We start from the raw sequence: 15,266 nt of genomic DNA on the forward strand, positions 1-15,266 counted from the left end.
TCTTGCCAGGTTGCGCCGCAAATCAAAATGCTACAGTAAATGCCAAAAAATGCTGGAATACTCTGTTAGGCCACTGATGGCAAAATGGAATAATATGCTAGCTATATTAAATTAGCAATTCCAAAAATTTTTGGTCGGCGGAGTCTCGTATAATCGGCAAATCGATTGGTGCCTCAAGAACTGGAATGATTTCGGTATAAGGCAGAAAGTCAGCCAGCAATAGTGCCTGTTCGGCTTTAGTGAGCTTAAATTTTGGATGGGTGAGAACTCTAAGTAATTCGCTGGCGGTCTGTTTATTGACCAACGGCACAAAGTCCCCGGACTGCCAACCGTGGCGTAGCCATGCCATTTTCTGCTGGGAAAACAGTAGCGCTGATATGACACAATTTGTATCGAGGACGACTCGATGGCTCATACAGGGTTTTTTCTTGCCCAGTCAATGGCATCGACCACATCTTGCGCGTCTATACCCAACGCTTCCAGTTTGGCGCGCACGGCATCCGCGTGTTGAATACGCACCGGGGTTAACACAATGCGGCCATTTTCAACGTCCACCTCAAAATAATCGGTCTTACCTACTGAGTTAACCACGGATTTGGGCAAGGTTAATTGGTTTTTACTGGTCATTTTAGCAAGCATAGTAATAATCCAAGAAAGTAATGAAGTAAGGATATTTTACTCGTACGGCGGATCAATACCAAGTATCTAATACGTAAAGCGGATTAAGCCCCGAATCACCACAAATTTACCTAAAAACATATCTTTCCGCACGGAGCTTGTCTTACAGGGTTTATAATTCAGAGAATGAAAGTATGCTTTCATACGGCGGGTTACGTTCACTTGTATACGTTAACCCGCCTTAGCTAAATGCTTGTGATAAGAGGGACGCTGATTAACCGGAATGCCCTGTTTCGCTAACAGGGCTTCAAATAATTGGATCAAATCGGGTGATACAGCCAGCATGTCATGATCTCCGGAACTGTATATCAGGTAATTTTAGGATGATATACAGTTAGAAAATAGGCTATAGATCCAGGGCAATCGCGCTTAAATTTTAGTCATTTAAAATCAATATGATACGAATTGAATTTTCTTGCCTTTTCGTGATTTTCTGCATTGTTTGAAAAAATCACATTTGTAACTGTTTGATTGAAAGATGATTATAAACGTCAAGATAATTTAAGCGCGATTGCCCTGGCTATAGATCACAAATTTATTGTCGTGAGACCAAAAATATGGTGGATGTACGGAAACTTTATAATCACTTGTTAGCCCTATAAGAGATGAAAAAACCAAAGCATCAAATCTTTATTTCATATTCTGGGCACGATAAATTCGAGGCCGAGCTACTTCAGTTCGCAGTCGAAAAATCCCTCGGAAATGACATTGTCTCTGCGTGGACGTTTCAGAGAGACCAAAAACGCTCTGAAAAGGAGATCGCGAATAGCCTAAAAACCAAAGTAAAAGAATCAGTGGCAACAATATTTCTCGTTTCTCCCAACACCTTAGAATCTGGAGCTACCCAATGGATGGAGCTTGCATATTCAGATGCTTTTGAGGTTGAAACATTCGTGTTGTTACATCACATTTCATACGGCGAACTAAAAAGCAGAGATAGTGGAATTCCTCCACTGCTTCTGTCTAGTCAGTGCAATGATGCTACTGACTGGAAATCTGTGGTTTCTGAAATTGGACAAATAATTAGTGCGGAGGGAAACTAATGCCTGAGAAAATATTTGTTTCCTATTCGCATCAGGATGGAAAATATCTGGATGGTCTGAAAGAGGTGCTTCAAAAACATGGAGTGATAGAAGGTGATGAAGTCTCTATCATTGATCCATACTCAGGGGTATTCGCCGTTGGTGAGGATATTCGAGAGAGCATAAAGAGAGAAATACAATCCGCGAGCAAGGTCGTCATTATCTATACTAGTAACACTGAGTCATCTCAGTGGGTTAATTACGAAATTGGGATGGCAGATGCGTTAGATAAGCCTATGATAGTAGTCGGAGCACGAGGGTCTGGAAAAACAACATTATTGTCATCTTTAAAACACATTAACCTGATTGAAGTAGATGAAAAGGGCTAACAAATCGCTCAACTTGACCGGCGCAAAAAGCGCGCCGTCAAGTTAGCTCAAACGTTAGGCAATTTCAGCAAACATCAAGAGAGGGTACAAAAATGGCTATTTCTGATAATTCTAATGACTCAAATACACCGGGTATTCGGTACAAATACAGCACAGAACGCGGCACTGGAGTATTAGGTCGAGCCGAGGCTAAGGGCGCGGGAGGTGTCGTTGGTCATGCTCATGCGGTTGAGGGAAGAGGCGTGTACGGAGAAAGCACAAATGGTACGGGTGTTTGGGGGTTTAGCGAGGCAGGAAACGGTATCTATGGGAAAGGTGGACGACTTGCTGGGTTTTGCAAGCCGGACGGGGCATGCTGCCCCGTTCGTAACGTTTCAACTGGCTACGGACAAAGCTGTAAAGCTGTAAGTATCGTAGGTTGGGTTAGGCGCACATGGCGAAGGTCTATACGATTATCACCGAATTGTCCGTGCGCCGTAACCCAACATATACCGCCGACCAAAACGCCGTTTGTTGGGTTACGACGCGCTCAAGCATCCTACAACTTTCATCGAGCTACAATTTGCGCGTCTCGGCAACCGCTCCCTTGGCAGGGCTGGGTTGTACTGGGTGCATACGTGGCATCTCTGGTACTTATTTTTTGTTTCCTGCCGCCGACAACAAGCATCACCCTCTTTTTTGCCGGTATTGCGGCATCCACCGCCATTCTTGTTGCAGTGTGCTGGCTCAAGAGAGGCCGCCACATTGGCGGTGGGGCAATCGGTGACTGCGCCTAACAATTCATTCAAACCCTCAGCCTGACGAGGCATGTTACCCCGTTCGCAAATTTTCCGAGTGGTTCAAAAATAACACAAGCAAAATGTTTGGGACGAAGTTGCAAACCCCGCCCCGAGTGGAAATTATTAGGGGCTAGCCTTTTTTTCAAGGCCATAGATATGGGGGCGGCATGACGGGTCTTCCCGAGGAATTTTTATACCCATTTCAACAATTCAATCCCGTCGCCGTTCCCAGCCGCAACCAGAACCGGACATTTCTATTTGTTGCTAACAGCTGATTTTTCTTAGCTTATTCCGCTAGCTATTTAATGCTTGTTTGAGCGCTTCTTCGACATCATCTGTATCAACAGTCGAGGTCAGCTCGGTTTCGACAACCTGATTCTGGGCCTGCCTGTTTTTCCTGCTCTCATGATAGGCCAAACCTGTACCCGCTGGTATCAAGCGTCCGACAATCACATTTTCTTTTAAGCCTTGTAAGCTATCACCCAGACCGCGCACAGCTGCATCGGTCAAAACACGGGTGGTCTCCTGGAATGACGCAGCAGATATGAATGACTCTGTAGCCAGTGAGGCTTTGGTTATACCTAACAATATCGATTCAAAGCTTGCAGGGATTTTCCCTTCTGTTTCAATCTTGTCATTCTCTTCCCTTAGCAGGGCGCGTTCCACTTGGTCTCCCTTCAAGAACGAGGTGTCTCCGGGTGCGGTAATTTCAACTTTTCTCAGCATTTGACGGATGATTGCCTCAATATGCTTATCGTTAATCTTAACGCCTTGCAAACGATATACGTCCTGGATTTCTTTGACTAAATAATTAGCCAACTCTTCAACACCCCTCAACCTGAGAATATCGTGGGGCGTCAATTCGCCTTCTGCAATCGTCTCGCCTTTTTCGACATACTCCCCTTCAAACACGGTGATATGCCGCCATTTTGAAATCAGTGTCTCTACTTGTTCGCCGGTAGCGTCAGTGATAATAACGCGCTGTTTGCCTTTGGTTTCTTTGCCAAATGAAACTGTCCCGCTAGTCTCCGCCAGGATCGCGGGATCCTTGGTCTTGCGTGCTTCGAACAAATCCGCTACGCGCGGCAAACCGCCGGTAATATCCCTGGTTTTACTGGATTCTTGTGGAATCCTGGCTAGGACGTCACCTACCTTCACTTCGCCGCCGTCCTTAATCCCGACAATGGCGCCCGTCGGCAAAAAGTATTGTGCCGGAATTTCCGTGCCGGGCAGAAAAATAGCCCCGCCATTTGCATCCAGCAATTTGACCATAGGCCTTAATTCCTTGCCTGCGCTACCTCTTTGCTTGGGGTCAGTGACTACCAAGGAACTCAAACCCGTCACTTCATCGGATTGTTTTTGCACGGTGACACCATCAACGAAATGAATCATTTCGACAACACCGTCAACTTCAGTGATGACCGGATGGGTATGCGGATCCCAGGTCACTATAATGTCGCCCGCGTTGACCTTATCGCCTTCCTTAACAGACAACACGGCCCCATAAGGGATTTTGTAGCGCTCCCTTTCCCGTCCGTATTCGTCAACCAAACCGACTTCGCCCGATCTTGAAACCGCGATAAGATTACCTTCGCGGTTGACGACTGATTTCAGGTTGTTTAGGCGCAAAGTTCCAGCCGACTTGACTTGCACGTTGCTGATCGCTGCGGATCTGGATGCCGCTCCACCGATATGGAAAGTCCGCATGGTCAACTGCGTACCTGGTTCGCCAATAGACTGCGCAGCAATAACACCCACTGCCTCACCCACGTTAACCAAATGCCCACGACCCAAGTCCCGGCCGTAACAGGCGACGCAGACTCCATGCCTGTTTTCACAGGTAATGATGGAACGAACCAACACTTGATCGACACTGTGTTCATCCAAGACCGAAACCCAATGCTCATCCAGCAAGGTTCCTCTAGGCACGACAAGGTTTTCACTGGTTGCATCTAAAACATCAACGGCAGCAACCCGGCCTAACACACGTTCTGAGAGCGGCTCAACAACATCACCCCCTTCAATGATAGGAGTCATTATTAAACCATCGGAAGTTCCGCAATCCGCACCGATAATAACCAGATCCTGCGCAACATCAACCAGCCTTCGAGTCAAATACCCGGAGTTTGCAGTTTTCAATGCGGTATCGGCCAAACCTTTGCGGGCGCCATGAGTCGATATGAAGTACTGTAATACGTCCAGGCCTTCCCTAAAATTTGCAGTAATAGGTGTTTCAATAATGGAACCGTCCGGTTTCGCCATCAAGCCACGCATCCCCGCCAACTGCCGGATTTGCGCCGCCGAGCCACGGGCGCCGGACTCAGCCATCATAAAGATAGAGTTGAATGATTTCTGCTTGACGGTCTTGCCTTCGGCATCGACGACGGACTCTTCTCCCAAGCCATCCATCATCACTTTGGCCACTTGATCATTCGCATGAGACCAAATATCTACAACTTTATTGTAGCGCTCCCCATCTGTCACCAATCCGGAGGCATACTGAGTTTGAATCTCTCTCACTTCGGCTTCTGCAGCCGTGATGATCTCGACTTTTTTAGCGGGTATCTCCATATCTTCAATACCAAAAGACACCCCCGAAATCGTCGCATACCTGAAACCCAAATACATAATCTGATCAGCCAAGACCACGGTATCTTTGTTTCCAAGATGGCGGTAACTGTAATTGACCAAACGCGAAATATTCTTTTTGGTCATATCGCAGTTCACCAATTCGAAAGGCATGCGATCAGGCACAATCTCCCAAATCAAAGCACGGCCGACCGTAGTGGCCACCCGGTGTGTCTTTTCTTCTAACTCGCCCTGTTCATTGACAATTTTCTCGGTGACACGAAGCTGAATTTTTGACTGCAATTCAACGGATTTGGCAAGCAAGGCCTTGTGGACTTCTCCAACGCTGACAAAAATGCTGCCATCGCCTTTAGCATTTATTTTTTCGCGGCTAATGTAATAAAGCCCTAACACCACATCTTGTGAGGGGTTAATGACAGGTTCGCCATTTGCTGGCGACAGGATATTATTAGTCGCCATCATTAAGGTTCGGGCTTCTAACTGGGCTTCGATAGACAAGGGTATATGCACTGCCATCTGGTCACCGTCAAAGTCGGCATTAAAAGCGCTACATACTAAAGGGTGGAGCTGAATGGCTTTCCCTTCTATCAAGATCGGCTCGAATGCCTGTATCCCCAACCTATGCAAAGTAGGGGCCCGATTCAGTAGAATTGGGTGTTCGCGAATGACTTCTTCGAGAATATCCCAAACTTCATGACCTTCCCTTTCGACCATTTTTTTTGCCGCTTTAATGGTCGTGGCTAGGCCACGGAATTGCAATTTACTAAAAATAAAAGGCTTGAATAACTCCAGCGCCATTTTTTTAGGCAAACCGCATTGATGGAGCCGTAATGCCGGGCCCACCACAATCACCGACCTACCTGAATAATCGACGCGCTTACCCAACAGATTTTGCCTGAACCGTCCTTGTTTCCCCTTAATCATATCGGCAAGCGATTTCAGTGGTCGCCTGTTGGTGCCGGTTATGGCACGTCCTCGTCGTCCGTTATCCAGCAAGGCATCAACCGATTCCTGCAACATACGCTTTTCGTTGCGGACGATAATGTCCGGCGCACTCAAGTCCAGCAACCGGTTCAAACGGTTGTTCCTGTTAATGACCCTCCGGTACAAATCATTCAGGTCAGAAGTCGCAAAACGGCCACCATCCAAAGGAACCAAAGGACGCAATTCAGGCGGCAAGACAGGCAATACTTTCAGGATCATCCATTCTGGACGATTCCTGGAACTCAATAAAGCATCCATGACTTTCAGGCGCTTTGATATTTTCTTAATTTTAGTTTCCGAATTTGTAGAACCGATCTCTTCTCTTAAAATATTAACTTCTTCTTTTAAATCAATTGCTTTTAACAGGTCATAAATCGCTTCTGCACCCATTTTTGCAGTAAAGTCGTCACCATACTGTTCTACTGCATCCAAATATTCATCATCTGTCAGCAATTGACACTTATTAAAGGGGGTTGTGCCCGGATCTAAAATTACGAATGATTCAAAATAGAGGACGCGCTCGATCTCCCGTAGCGTCATATCCAGCAACAGGGCAATGCGGGAAGGCAGCGATTTTAAGAACCAGATATGGGCTACTGGACTCGCCAGGTCAATATGCCCCATCCGTTCGCGACGTACTTTTGAAAGGGTAACCTCAACACCGCACTTCTCACAGATAACGCCACGGTGCTTCAGTCGCTTATATTTGCCACAAAGACATTCATAGTCGCTGACTGGCCCAAAAATCTTCGCGCAAAACAATCCGTCCCGTTCAGGCTTAAAGGTTCGGTAATTGATTGTTTCCGGTTTTTTTACCTCGCCATAAGACCATGAACGGATCATATCAGGTGAAGCCAAGCCGATACGAATACCGTCGAAATCATCAGAACGCCCTTGGCGCTTTAAGAAATTCATTAAATCTTTCAAGAATCTATCCTCTTTAAGTATTTTCTGGTAGTTTCCAGAACAAGCTGTCAGCCGATTTGCGTTCCAGGGGCATTATTCCCGCTGCAACTCTATATTGACAGCCAACGAACGGATTTCTTTAATCAAAACATTAAACGATTCCGGCATTCCGGCTTCCATCTTGTGGTCGCCATCGACAATGTTCTTATACATGCGGGTCCTGCCTGTCACATCGTCGGATTTAACGGTGAGCATTTCCTGCAAGGTATGAGCTGCGCCATAAGCCTCAAGCGCCCAGACCTCCATCTCACCAAAACGTTGTCCGCCAAACTGGGCTTTGCCGCCTAGCGGCTGCTGGGTAACAAGGCTATAAGGGCCTGTTGAACGGGCGTGCATCTTGTCGTCCACCAAGTGGTTCAACTTCAGCATATACATATAACCTACGGTAACCTGACGCTCGAAAGGTTCCCCGGTTAAACCGTCGTATAGGGTAATCTGACCGCACTCAGGGAGATCAGCCAATCTCAGCATCGTGCGGATTTCATCTTCACTCGCTCCGTCGAACACAGGCGTCGCCATAGGTACGCCATCGACCAGATTGGCAGCCATCTCCAGGATTTCTTTATCTGAAAACGAATCCAGGTCTTCCTTCCGTCCGCTGCTGTTGTAAATTTTGTCGAGGAACCCCCTGATTTCATTTATTTTGGCCTTGGCTTCAAGCATTTTGCCAATCCTGATGCCTAAGCCCTTAGCCGCCCAACCCAGATGTGTTTCCAACACTTGCCCGACATTCATACGGGATGGCACACCCAGCGGATTCAATACAATATCAACAGGCTCACCTTCGGCGGTATAAGGCATGTCCTCAATCGGCCTGATCATGGATATGACCCCCTTGTTTCCGTGACGTCCAGCCATTTTGTCGCCAGGTTGGATACGCCTCTTGACCGCCAAGTAAACCTTAACCATCTTGAGTACACCCGGCGGCAAGTCATCACCCATGGTGATTTTTTTCCGCTTTATTTCGAATTTTTCATCAAACGCTTTCCGTTGCTGCTCAACCTGCAATGCAACCGCCTCGAGTTGGACGTTCAACTCTTCGTCTTTCATCCTTATCTTCAGCCATTCTGAATGCTTTAAGCTATCCAGATAGGGTTGGGTAATTTCGGCTCCTGCTTTCAATTGTCCAGGGCCTGATTTTGCATCTTTGCCCAACAGCAACTTGGCTACGCGGGCAAAAATATCACCTTCCAGAATTTTCAACTGATCGTCCAAGTCCTTTCTATAGCGTTTGATTTCTTGCTCTTCAATATCGAGCGCACGCTTATCTTTCTTGACTCCGTCGCGGGTGAAGACTTGAACGTCGATAACAGTCCCTTCAATACTGCTGGGAACGCGCAGGGAAGTATCTTTAACGTCAGCAGCTTTCTCGCCAAAAATAGCGCGTAGCAATTTTTCTTCGGGCGTTAACTGGGTCTCTCCTTTGGGGGTCACTTTGCCTACCAAAATATCGCCGCCCTTGACTTCGGCGCCCACGTAGACAATTCCCGACTCATCCAGCTTGGATAAGGCTTCTTCGCTGACATTAGGAATATCGGCCGTTATTTCTTCCGGGCTATGTTTGGTATCCCTGGCGACGCAGGTTTTTTCTTCAATATGAATGGTCGTGAAACGGTCTTCTTTGACGACCCGCTCTGAAACAAGGATCGAATCCTCGAAGTTATAACCGTTCCAGGGCATGAATGCGACCAGCATGTTTTGGCCTAACGCCAGCTCACCCATGTCAGTGGATGGGCCGTCCGCCAAAATATCGCCTGCATTGACAATGTCGCCCTTTTTAACCAACGGCTTCTGATTAATACAAGTGTTTTGGTTCGACCGTGTGTATTTAGTTAGATTATAAATATCAACGCCTGGGGTACCGGATTCAGTTTCAGTGTCATTGACGCGCACAACGATTCTGGCAGCATCAACAGCTTCAATACTACCGCCTCGTGCAGCAACGACGGTTACCCCAGAGTCTTTAGCCACCGTCCTTTCCATTCCTGTGCCAACCAGCGGTTTTTCAGCTCTCAACGTAGGCACAGCCTGGCGCTGCATATTGGAACCCATGAGCGCACGATTAGCATCGTCATGCTCAAGAAATGGAATAATGGATGCCGCTACCGACACAATTTGTTTTGAAGACACGTCCATGTACTGGACGGTATCAGACATCGCCAAGGTGAATTCATCTTTATGACGGCACGAAACCAAGCCTTCTACCAGCTTTCCGTTCTTGTCAACCGCAACACTGGCCTGTGCAATGACAAATTCGCCCTCCTCGATAGCCGACAAATAATCGACTTGATCGGTGACTTTGCCATCAATTACTTTTCTATAAGGCGTTTCCAGAAAGCCATAATTGTTGGTTCTGGCATAGACCGACAAGGAATTTATCAAACCGATATTCGGGCCTTCTGGAGTCTCAATCGGGCACACCCGTCCATAGTGGGTGGCATGTACGTCCCGCACTTCGAAACCCGCACGTTCTCTCGCCAAACCACCCGGCCCTAATGCCGACACACGACGCTTGTGGGTCACTTGCGATAAGGGATTGTTTTGATCCATGAACTGTGAAAGCTGGCTGGAGCCAAAAAATTCTTTTACTGCGGCAGATACCGGTTTCGCATTGATGATTTCTTGCGGCATCAAGCCTTCTGAATCGGCCAATGTCAGCCTTTCTTTTACGGCCCTTTCGACCCTAACCAGACCCACACGGAACTGGTTCTCAATCATCTCACCGACAGAACGCACGCGCCTGTTTCCTAAGTGGTCGATGTCATCTACATTGCCGTTACCATTGCGGATGTTGATTAACTCCTTGAGGACATCAATAATGTCTTCGTGAGTCAATGTACCTGGCCCTGTGATCTCCTGACGACCCAGGCGCCGGTTAAACTTCATCCTGCCGACAGTCGAGAGATCGTATCTTTCATCGGTAAAGAACAAATTCTGGAACAGGTTTTCGGCAGAATCCTTGGTAGGCGGCTCTCCTGGACGCATCATGCGGTAAATTTCAACCAAAGCCTCAAGCTGATTGCTAGTTACATCCAGGCGCATCGCACTGGAAATATAAGGCCCGTTGTCCAGATCATTGACAAACAGGGTGTTAATTTCCGTAATACCACTACCAATGCAGCGATCCAGCATCGCCGAAGTCAATTCATCATTGACCTTAGGCACAAGCTCCCCAGTATTCGGGTCTATCAGGTTATGCCCGACAACTTTACCTACCAGATATTCTCTTGGCACCTCAACTTCGGTAAGTCCGGACTTAACCATTTCACGGATATGTTTAGCGGTGATCCTTCGTCCTTCTTCCACCAAAACTTTGTCGTTAACCTTGATGTCAAACGCAGCAATCTCGCCTCGCATCCGTTCTGGAATGATATGGAATAGGCATTTTTCAAAACTCAGGGTGAACCTGTTCATTTCGAAGAAGATTTTTATCATTTCTTCATTATCGTAACCCAAAGCCCTTAACAAAATAGTTGCGGGTATTTTCCTACGGCGATCTATACGCACATAGACACAATCTTTGTGGTCGAATTCGAAATCAAGCCATGAGCCGCGATAAGGAATGACACGGGCATTGAACAATAACTTTCCTGAGGAATGGGTTTTGCCTTTGTCATGGTCGAAGAAAACCCCAGGTGACCGGTGCAACTGCGAAACGACGACACGCTCAGTCCCATTGATAACAAACGTACCGTTATCGGTCATCAACGGCAATTCACCCATGAAGACTTCCTGCTCGCGTATATCTTTTACAACCTTGGCGTTAGCAGGGGACTCCTTGTCGTAAATCACCAGGCGCACCAGCACACGCAATGGCGCAGCGTAAGTCGCGCCCCGCTGCTGGCACTCCCTTACATCAAAAGTGGGTTCGCCCAAGCGATAACTGATGTACTCCAGGACAGCATAACCAGAATGGCTTACTATGGGAAAAACACTGGAAAATGCTGCATGCAACCCGTTATCTATACGTTTTGCAGGCGGTAACTCGGCCTGTAAAAATTCCGCATAAGAATTGATTTGAGTTGCCAGAAGGTAGGGAACTTCAAGTACTTCTGTTCTTTTCCCAAAGTTATTTCGGATACGCTTTTTTTCTGTAAAAGAGTAGGACATATTGCTTCCAAACCTTTTTCGCTATGAATGATTTTTTGCTGCCTGCTTGGCGCAAACAGAAAAAGGTCGATGGCAACATTGCCACCGACCGGATTGTGTCAGGCCAAAGCCCTGTCTTGCATTAAGCTCACTTAATTTCAGCAGTCGCGCCCGCTTCAAGAAGCTGCTTCTTGATCTCTTCCGCTTCGGCTTTAGAGATGCCTTCCTTGAGTGTGGTCGGTACGCCTTCAACCGCATCTTTCGCCTCTTTCAGGCCCAGACCGGTAATGGTGCGGACTGTCTTAATGACCGAGACCTTATTTTCGCCAAAGCTGGTCATGATGACATTAAACTCTGTTTGCTCCTCGACCACTGCGGCGGCAGCGGCTGGTGCAGCCACAGCAACAGCGGCTGCGGATACGCCAAACTTTTCTTCCATTGCTGAAATTAAACCAACAATCTCCATCACAGTCATTTTCGAAACTGCTTCCAGGATTTCTACTTGTCCAATTGCCATTGTTTTTCCTCTGAATTTTTAAATATTTAACTGGTTTAGTGAAGCTTAAGCGGCCTGCTTTTGATCCCTGACCTCAGCCAGTGTGCGGACCAACTTCTCAACAGGCGCCTTCATGACTGACATCAACAGGCTAATGCCCTGATCGCGGGTAGGGAGGCGCGCCAAACGCGCCAGCTCAGACCCACCAAAAGACTGTCCGCCTATCGCAACTATTTTGGTGACCAGCTTATCGTGACTTTTAGCAAAATCATTAATCAAGCGTGCCGCAGAACCCGGATCTTCCATAGAGAATGCAATCAGCAGTGGCCCCACCAATCCATCCTGCATACACTCGAATTCGGTTCCGGCTACCGCTCTTTTAGCCAGTGTATTTTTTACCACGCGCAAATAAACACCAGTTTCCCTGGCAGTCTTACGGAGTTCTGTCAACTCCGAAACTGTCAAGCCACGGTATTCTGCTGCAACGGCAGAGTGGGCTTTAGCGGCGAATTTTGAAACCTCTTCGACTACCGCTTTTTTACCCTCTAAATTTAATGCCACAGGTGACCTCCATTAGTATCTGAAAAAATTCAGATTTCTTAAACATATCCAGATGGATACCCCTACGGTTCCTTTCACCCATCCAGGCTCAGGCTTCCGTCTGCGCAGGAAACATTAAGTCTTTCAACCCCTGCGGTCTTTGACGGTTGTCGATTATTCGGCAACCCAAAGTTCTTTGCTTCCTTAACCGACAAGGCCGCTTTGATCTAAGCAAAGCCCTGGCCCCATCGTTGAAGAAAGCGTAATCTTTTTGATGTACGTGCCTTTTGCAGCAGTGGGTTTTGCCTTTTTTAAGTCTGTAAGCAACGCTTCCAAATTTCCCTGAATGGAGGTCGCATCAAAGGTAACCTTGCCTAATGTACAGTGAATAATGCCTGCTTTATCAGTTCGATAACGCACTTGCCCAGACTTGGCGTTTTTTACCGCAGTGGCAACATCGGCAGTTACAGTACCCACTTTGGGATTAGGCATCAGGCCTCTTGGCCCTAATATTTGGCCTAACTGGCCGACAACCCGCATGGCATCTGGAGAAGCGATGACTACATCAAAATTCATTTCCCCTTTTTTGACCAGGTCGCCTAAATCATCCATACCGACTATATCAGCCCCAGCGGCCTTAGCTGCCTCGGCATTCGGGCCTTGGGTGAAAACTGCCACCCTGACGGTCTTGCCAGTTCCGTTAGGCAGCACGGTTGCGCCACGGACATTCTGATCGGACTTACGAGGGTCAACGCCTAAGTTAACACTGACATCGATCGCTTCATTAAATTTCGCCGCACTCAGTTCTTTCAATAACTGAACCGCCTCTGCGACCGAATACTGCTTAGTCTTATCGACTTTTGCCTTGACTGTTTTCGCTTTTTTGGTCAACTTAGCCATTATAAGCCCTCCACATTCAGTCCCATGCTGCGCGCACTACCCGCTATGGTTTTCACAGCCGCTTCCAGGTTTGCCGCATTCAGGTCTTCCATCTTGGTTTTCGCTATTTCTTCCAATTGGGCGACCGTTACAGTCCCTACTTTCTTGGTGTTTGGATTACTGCTACCGCTTTTTAAGCCCACTGCCTTTTTCAGCAGGATCGTTGCCGGCGGCGTTTTGGTAATAAAGGTAAAACTACGGTCACTATAGACAGTAATAACAACGGGCAAAGGCAGGCCTTTTTCCACGTCTTGAGTCTTTGCGTTGAAAGCCTTACAAAATTCCATGATATTAACGCCGAGTTGACCCAATGCCGGGCCTACTGGGGGACTTGGATTTGCTTCACCTGCTTTGACCTGTAACTTGATGTATGCAGTTATTTTTTTTGCCATTTTTCACTCCGATATGGGTACAAACGCATTTCAGCTCCCCTTAGACACAAAAATCCCTACCTTAACCAAGGCAGGGATTCAACAAATTCTATGCGCGAAAAATACAGATTGCTTAGATTTTCAGCTTACTTAGATTTTTTCTACCTGCCCGAAAACCAGCTCAACTGAAGTCGAACGACCAAAAATCAGCACTGATATTTTCAGCTTATTTTTTTCGTAATTCACTTCCTCGACAACGCCATTAAAATCCTTGAATGGCCCATCAACAACCCGGACAACTTCGCCTGCTTCAAATAAAATCTTTGGCCTGGGCTTATTGACGCCTTCCTCTACCCTATTGAGGATAGCCATTGCTTCTTTCTCCGATATAGGGGCTGGCCTATCCGATGTGCCGCCGATAAAACCCAATACCTTGGGAATATCCTTTACCAAGTGCCATGTCTCATCGGTCAATTCCATTTGCACCAATACATAACCTGGAAAAAACTTTCTTTCGCTTTTGCGCTGCTGGCCCATACGCATTTCAACGACTTCCTCTGTCGGTATCAGGATTTTTCCAAAAAATTCATCCAAACCCTCGCGCTGTATTCTCTCTTCCAGGGCTTGCTTAACTTTGCCTTCAAAGTTTGAATATGCGTGAACAACATACCAACGCAGCGCCATACCGTTAACCACCTTGTCCGGTCAAATGTTGTACGCCCCAGAACAGGAACATATCCAACAGCCACAAAATCAGTCCCACAGTGAATACCATTGCAAACACCAGCATCGTGGTGCGGGTAGTCTCCTCACGGGTAGGCCAAACGACTTTCCTGACTTCCTGCTTTGATTCCAGAAAAAAGCCCCAGGTGTTACGGCCAAGATTAGTGGTCAGCATCAAGCCCAAAACAACCAGCGCCACGACCAACAAACCGATAACACGGTATAAAACGGAAACTTCTGAGAAATAATAAAACGCGGCAACGCCAACAACCACAAGAAGAGCCGAAAAAACTTGCTTGGCTATATCAAAAACCGGCGTTTGCGCTTCCGCTTGTGTATTCATGTGTCGTTGATTACAAAAATAAGGCAATGTATGTATTTGTTTGTTATCTCCTGAGTGGCAGGCCAGGAGGGTCTCGAACCCCCAACCAACGGTTTTGGAGACCGCCATTCTACCAATTGAACTACTGACCTGTTTCAGACAAATCCAAAGAACCCGTGAGTATATACCAAAAAAAGTATTAAGCAATCATTATATATGTTAGTGTTAGGAGTAAATTAAATGTCCGGTTTGGTAGCACATAAACTGTCCGGTTTCAGGGCACCTAAGGAGGTGCTGGACGGAACGGGCAGAATGGCTACAGGAGACCCGGAAGATGAGGTTCGAAGGAGGCTACGGTGGGTGGCGGCAAGGGCGTTTG

13 protein-coding genes, 1 tRNA gene and 1 pseudogene are annotated in these 15,266 nt (G+C 47.1%); 4 read left to right on the forward strand and 11 right to left on the reverse strand.

Annotated features, from left to right (window positions below):
• Positions 1–115: pseudogene (locus ACLQ6D_RS14430) on the forward strand (IS1 family transposase); the annotation flags it as partial.
• Here ACLQ6D_RS14430 and ACLQ6D_RS14435 read toward each other — a convergent pair.
• Both ACLQ6D_RS14435 and ACLQ6D_RS14440 read right to left on the reverse strand, forming a co-directional pair.
• On the reverse strand, positions 107–415 hold the full coding sequence (locus tag ACLQ6D_RS14435) for a putative toxin-antitoxin system toxin component, PIN family (RefSeq protein ID WP_411728015.1): 309 nt from the start codon (positions 413–415) through the stop codon (positions 107–109). The pseudogene ACLQ6D_RS14430 and the gene ACLQ6D_RS14435 sit on opposite strands and share 9 nt — an antisense overlap.
• On the reverse strand, positions 412–627 hold the full coding sequence (locus tag ACLQ6D_RS14440; RefSeq protein WP_411728016.1) for an AbrB/MazE/SpoVT family DNA-binding domain-containing protein: 216 nt from the start codon (positions 625–627) through the stop codon (positions 412–414). The genes ACLQ6D_RS14435 and ACLQ6D_RS14440 overlap by 4 nt, the downstream gene beginning before the upstream one ends.
• A 656-nt stretch (positions 628–1,283) precedes the next feature.
• Between ACLQ6D_RS14440 and ACLQ6D_RS14445 the strand changes: the two genes are divergently transcribed.
• The 3 genes from ACLQ6D_RS14445 (at position 1,284) to ACLQ6D_RS14455 (ending at position 2,865) form a co-directional block, all read left to right on the forward strand.
• Entirely contained in the window at positions 1,284–1,721 is a 438-nt protein-coding gene (locus tag ACLQ6D_RS14445) for a TIR domain-containing protein (protein WP_411728017.1), read from the forward strand.
• The gene (locus tag ACLQ6D_RS14450; protein ID WP_411728018.1) at positions 1,721–2,089 is read left to right on the forward strand and encodes a toll/interleukin-1 receptor domain-containing protein; all 369 of its coding nucleotides are present in this window, start codon (positions 1,721–1,723) and stop codon (positions 2,087–2,089) included. Before ACLQ6D_RS14445 ends, ACLQ6D_RS14450 begins: the two co-directional genes overlap by 1 nt.
• Before the next feature lie 92 nt (positions 2,090–2,181).
• The gene (locus ACLQ6D_RS14455) at positions 2,182–2,865 is read left to right on the forward strand and encodes a hypothetical protein (protein WP_411728019.1); all 684 of its coding nucleotides are present in this window, start codon (positions 2,182–2,184) and stop codon (positions 2,863–2,865) included.
• 297 nt (positions 2,866–3,162) lie between these two features.
• On the opposite strand, the gene rpoC is transcribed toward ACLQ6D_RS14455, so the two are convergent.
• The 9 genes from rpoC to ACLQ6D_RS14500 all read right to left on the reverse strand — a co-directional run bounded on the left by rpoC (position 3,163) and on the right by ACLQ6D_RS14500 (position 15,039).
• Complete coding sequence (gene rpoC, locus ACLQ6D_RS14460) at positions 3,163–7,368, reverse strand: DNA-directed RNA polymerase subunit beta' (protein WP_411728020.1); 4,206 nt, start codon at positions 7,366–7,368, stop codon at positions 3,163–3,165.
• Positions 7,369–7,440: 72 nt separating this feature from the next.
• On the reverse strand, positions 7,441–11,517 hold the full coding sequence (rpoB, locus tag ACLQ6D_RS14465) for a DNA-directed RNA polymerase subunit beta (RefSeq protein ID WP_411728021.1): 4,077 nt from the start codon (positions 11,515–11,517) through the stop codon (positions 7,441–7,443).
• Positions 11,518–11,644: 127 nt separating this feature from the next.
• Positions 11,645–12,013: a 50S ribosomal protein L7/L12 gene (gene rplL, locus ACLQ6D_RS14470; protein ID WP_411728022.1), complete on the reverse strand. Its 369-nt coding sequence runs from the start codon at positions 12,011–12,013 to the stop codon at positions 11,645–11,647.
• 45 nt (positions 12,014–12,058) lie between these two features.
• Complete coding sequence (gene rplJ, locus ACLQ6D_RS14475) at positions 12,059–12,553, reverse strand: 50S ribosomal protein L10 (protein WP_411728023.1); 495 nt, start codon at positions 12,551–12,553, stop codon at positions 12,059–12,061.
• A gap of 183 nt (positions 12,554–12,736) precedes the next feature.
• The gene (rplA, locus tag ACLQ6D_RS14480) at positions 12,737–13,432 is read right to left on the reverse strand and encodes a 50S ribosomal protein L1 (protein ID WP_411728024.1); all 696 of its coding nucleotides are present in this window, start codon (positions 13,430–13,432) and stop codon (positions 12,737–12,739) included.
• A complete protein-coding gene (gene rplK / locus ACLQ6D_RS14485) occupies positions 13,432–13,863 on the reverse strand; it encodes a 50S ribosomal protein L11 (protein ID WP_411728025.1) in 432 nt (143 codons plus the stop codon). The genes rplA and rplK overlap by 1 nt, the downstream gene beginning before the upstream one ends.
• 129 nt (positions 13,864–13,992) lie before the next feature.
• Positions 13,993–14,526 carry a transcription termination/antitermination protein NusG gene (nusG, locus tag ACLQ6D_RS14490; protein ID WP_411728026.1) on the reverse strand — a complete coding sequence of 178 codons (534 nt, stop codon included), beginning with the start codon at positions 14,524–14,526 and terminating at the stop codon, positions 13,993–13,995.
• A gap of 4 nt (positions 14,527–14,530) precedes the next feature.
• Positions 14,531–14,908 (reverse strand): preprotein translocase subunit SecE, encoded by a 378-nt coding sequence (gene secE / locus ACLQ6D_RS14495; protein WP_411728027.1) that lies wholly within the window; start codon positions 14,906–14,908, stop codon positions 14,531–14,533.
• Positions 14,909–14,963: 55 nt separating this feature from the next.
• A tRNA-Trp gene (locus tag ACLQ6D_RS14500) sits at positions 14,964–15,039 on the reverse strand.
• Between the last annotated feature and the right edge of the window lie 227 nt (positions 15,040–15,266).

Origin of the sequence: Methyloglobulus sp. (genome assembly GCF_046714055.1) — a bacterium.
Taxonomy (GTDB): Bacteria; Pseudomonadota; Gammaproteobacteria; order Methylococcales; family Methylomonadaceae; genus Methyloglobulus.

Excerpts from the sequence above, each read along its gene's own strand:
- ACLQ6D_RS14435 (WP_411728015.1), bottom strand. The coding sequence starts at position 415 with ATGAGCCATCGAGTCGTCCTCGATACAAATTGTGTCATATCAGCGCTA.
- ACLQ6D_RS14440 (WP_411728016.1), bottom strand. The coding sequence starts at position 627 with ATGACCAGTAAAAACCAATTAACCTTGCCCAAATCCGTGGTTAACTCA.
- ACLQ6D_RS14445 (WP_411728017.1), top strand. The coding sequence starts at position 1,284 with ATGAAAAAACCAAAGCATCAAATCTTTATTTCATATTCTGGGCACGAT.
- ACLQ6D_RS14450 (WP_411728018.1), top strand. The coding sequence starts at position 1,721 with ATGCCTGAGAAAATATTTGTTTCCTATTCGCATCAGGATGGAAAATAT.
- ACLQ6D_RS14455 (WP_411728019.1), top strand. The coding sequence starts at position 2,182 with ATGGCTATTTCTGATAATTCTAATGACTCAAATACACCGGGTATTCGG.
- rpoB (WP_411728021.1), bottom strand. The coding sequence starts at position 11,517 with ATGTCCTACTCTTTTACAGAAAAAAAGCGTATCCGAAATAACTTTGGG.
- rplL (WP_411728022.1), bottom strand. The coding sequence starts at position 12,013 with ATGGCAATTGGACAAGTAGAAATCCTGGAAGCAGTTTCGAAAATGACT.
- rplA (WP_411728024.1), bottom strand. The coding sequence starts at position 13,432 with ATGGCTAAGTTGACCAAAAAAGCGAAAACAGTCAAGGCAAAAGTCGAT.
- rplK (WP_411728025.1), bottom strand. The coding sequence starts at position 13,863 with ATGGCAAAAAAAATAACTGCATACATCAAGTTACAGGTCAAAGCAGGT.
- nusG (WP_411728026.1), bottom strand. The coding sequence starts at position 14,526 with ATGGCGCTGCGTTGGTATGTTGTTCACGCATATTCAAACTTTGAAGGC.
- secE (WP_411728027.1), bottom strand. The coding sequence starts at position 14,908 with ATGAATACACAAGCGGAAGCGCAAACGCCGGTTTTTGATATAGCCAAG.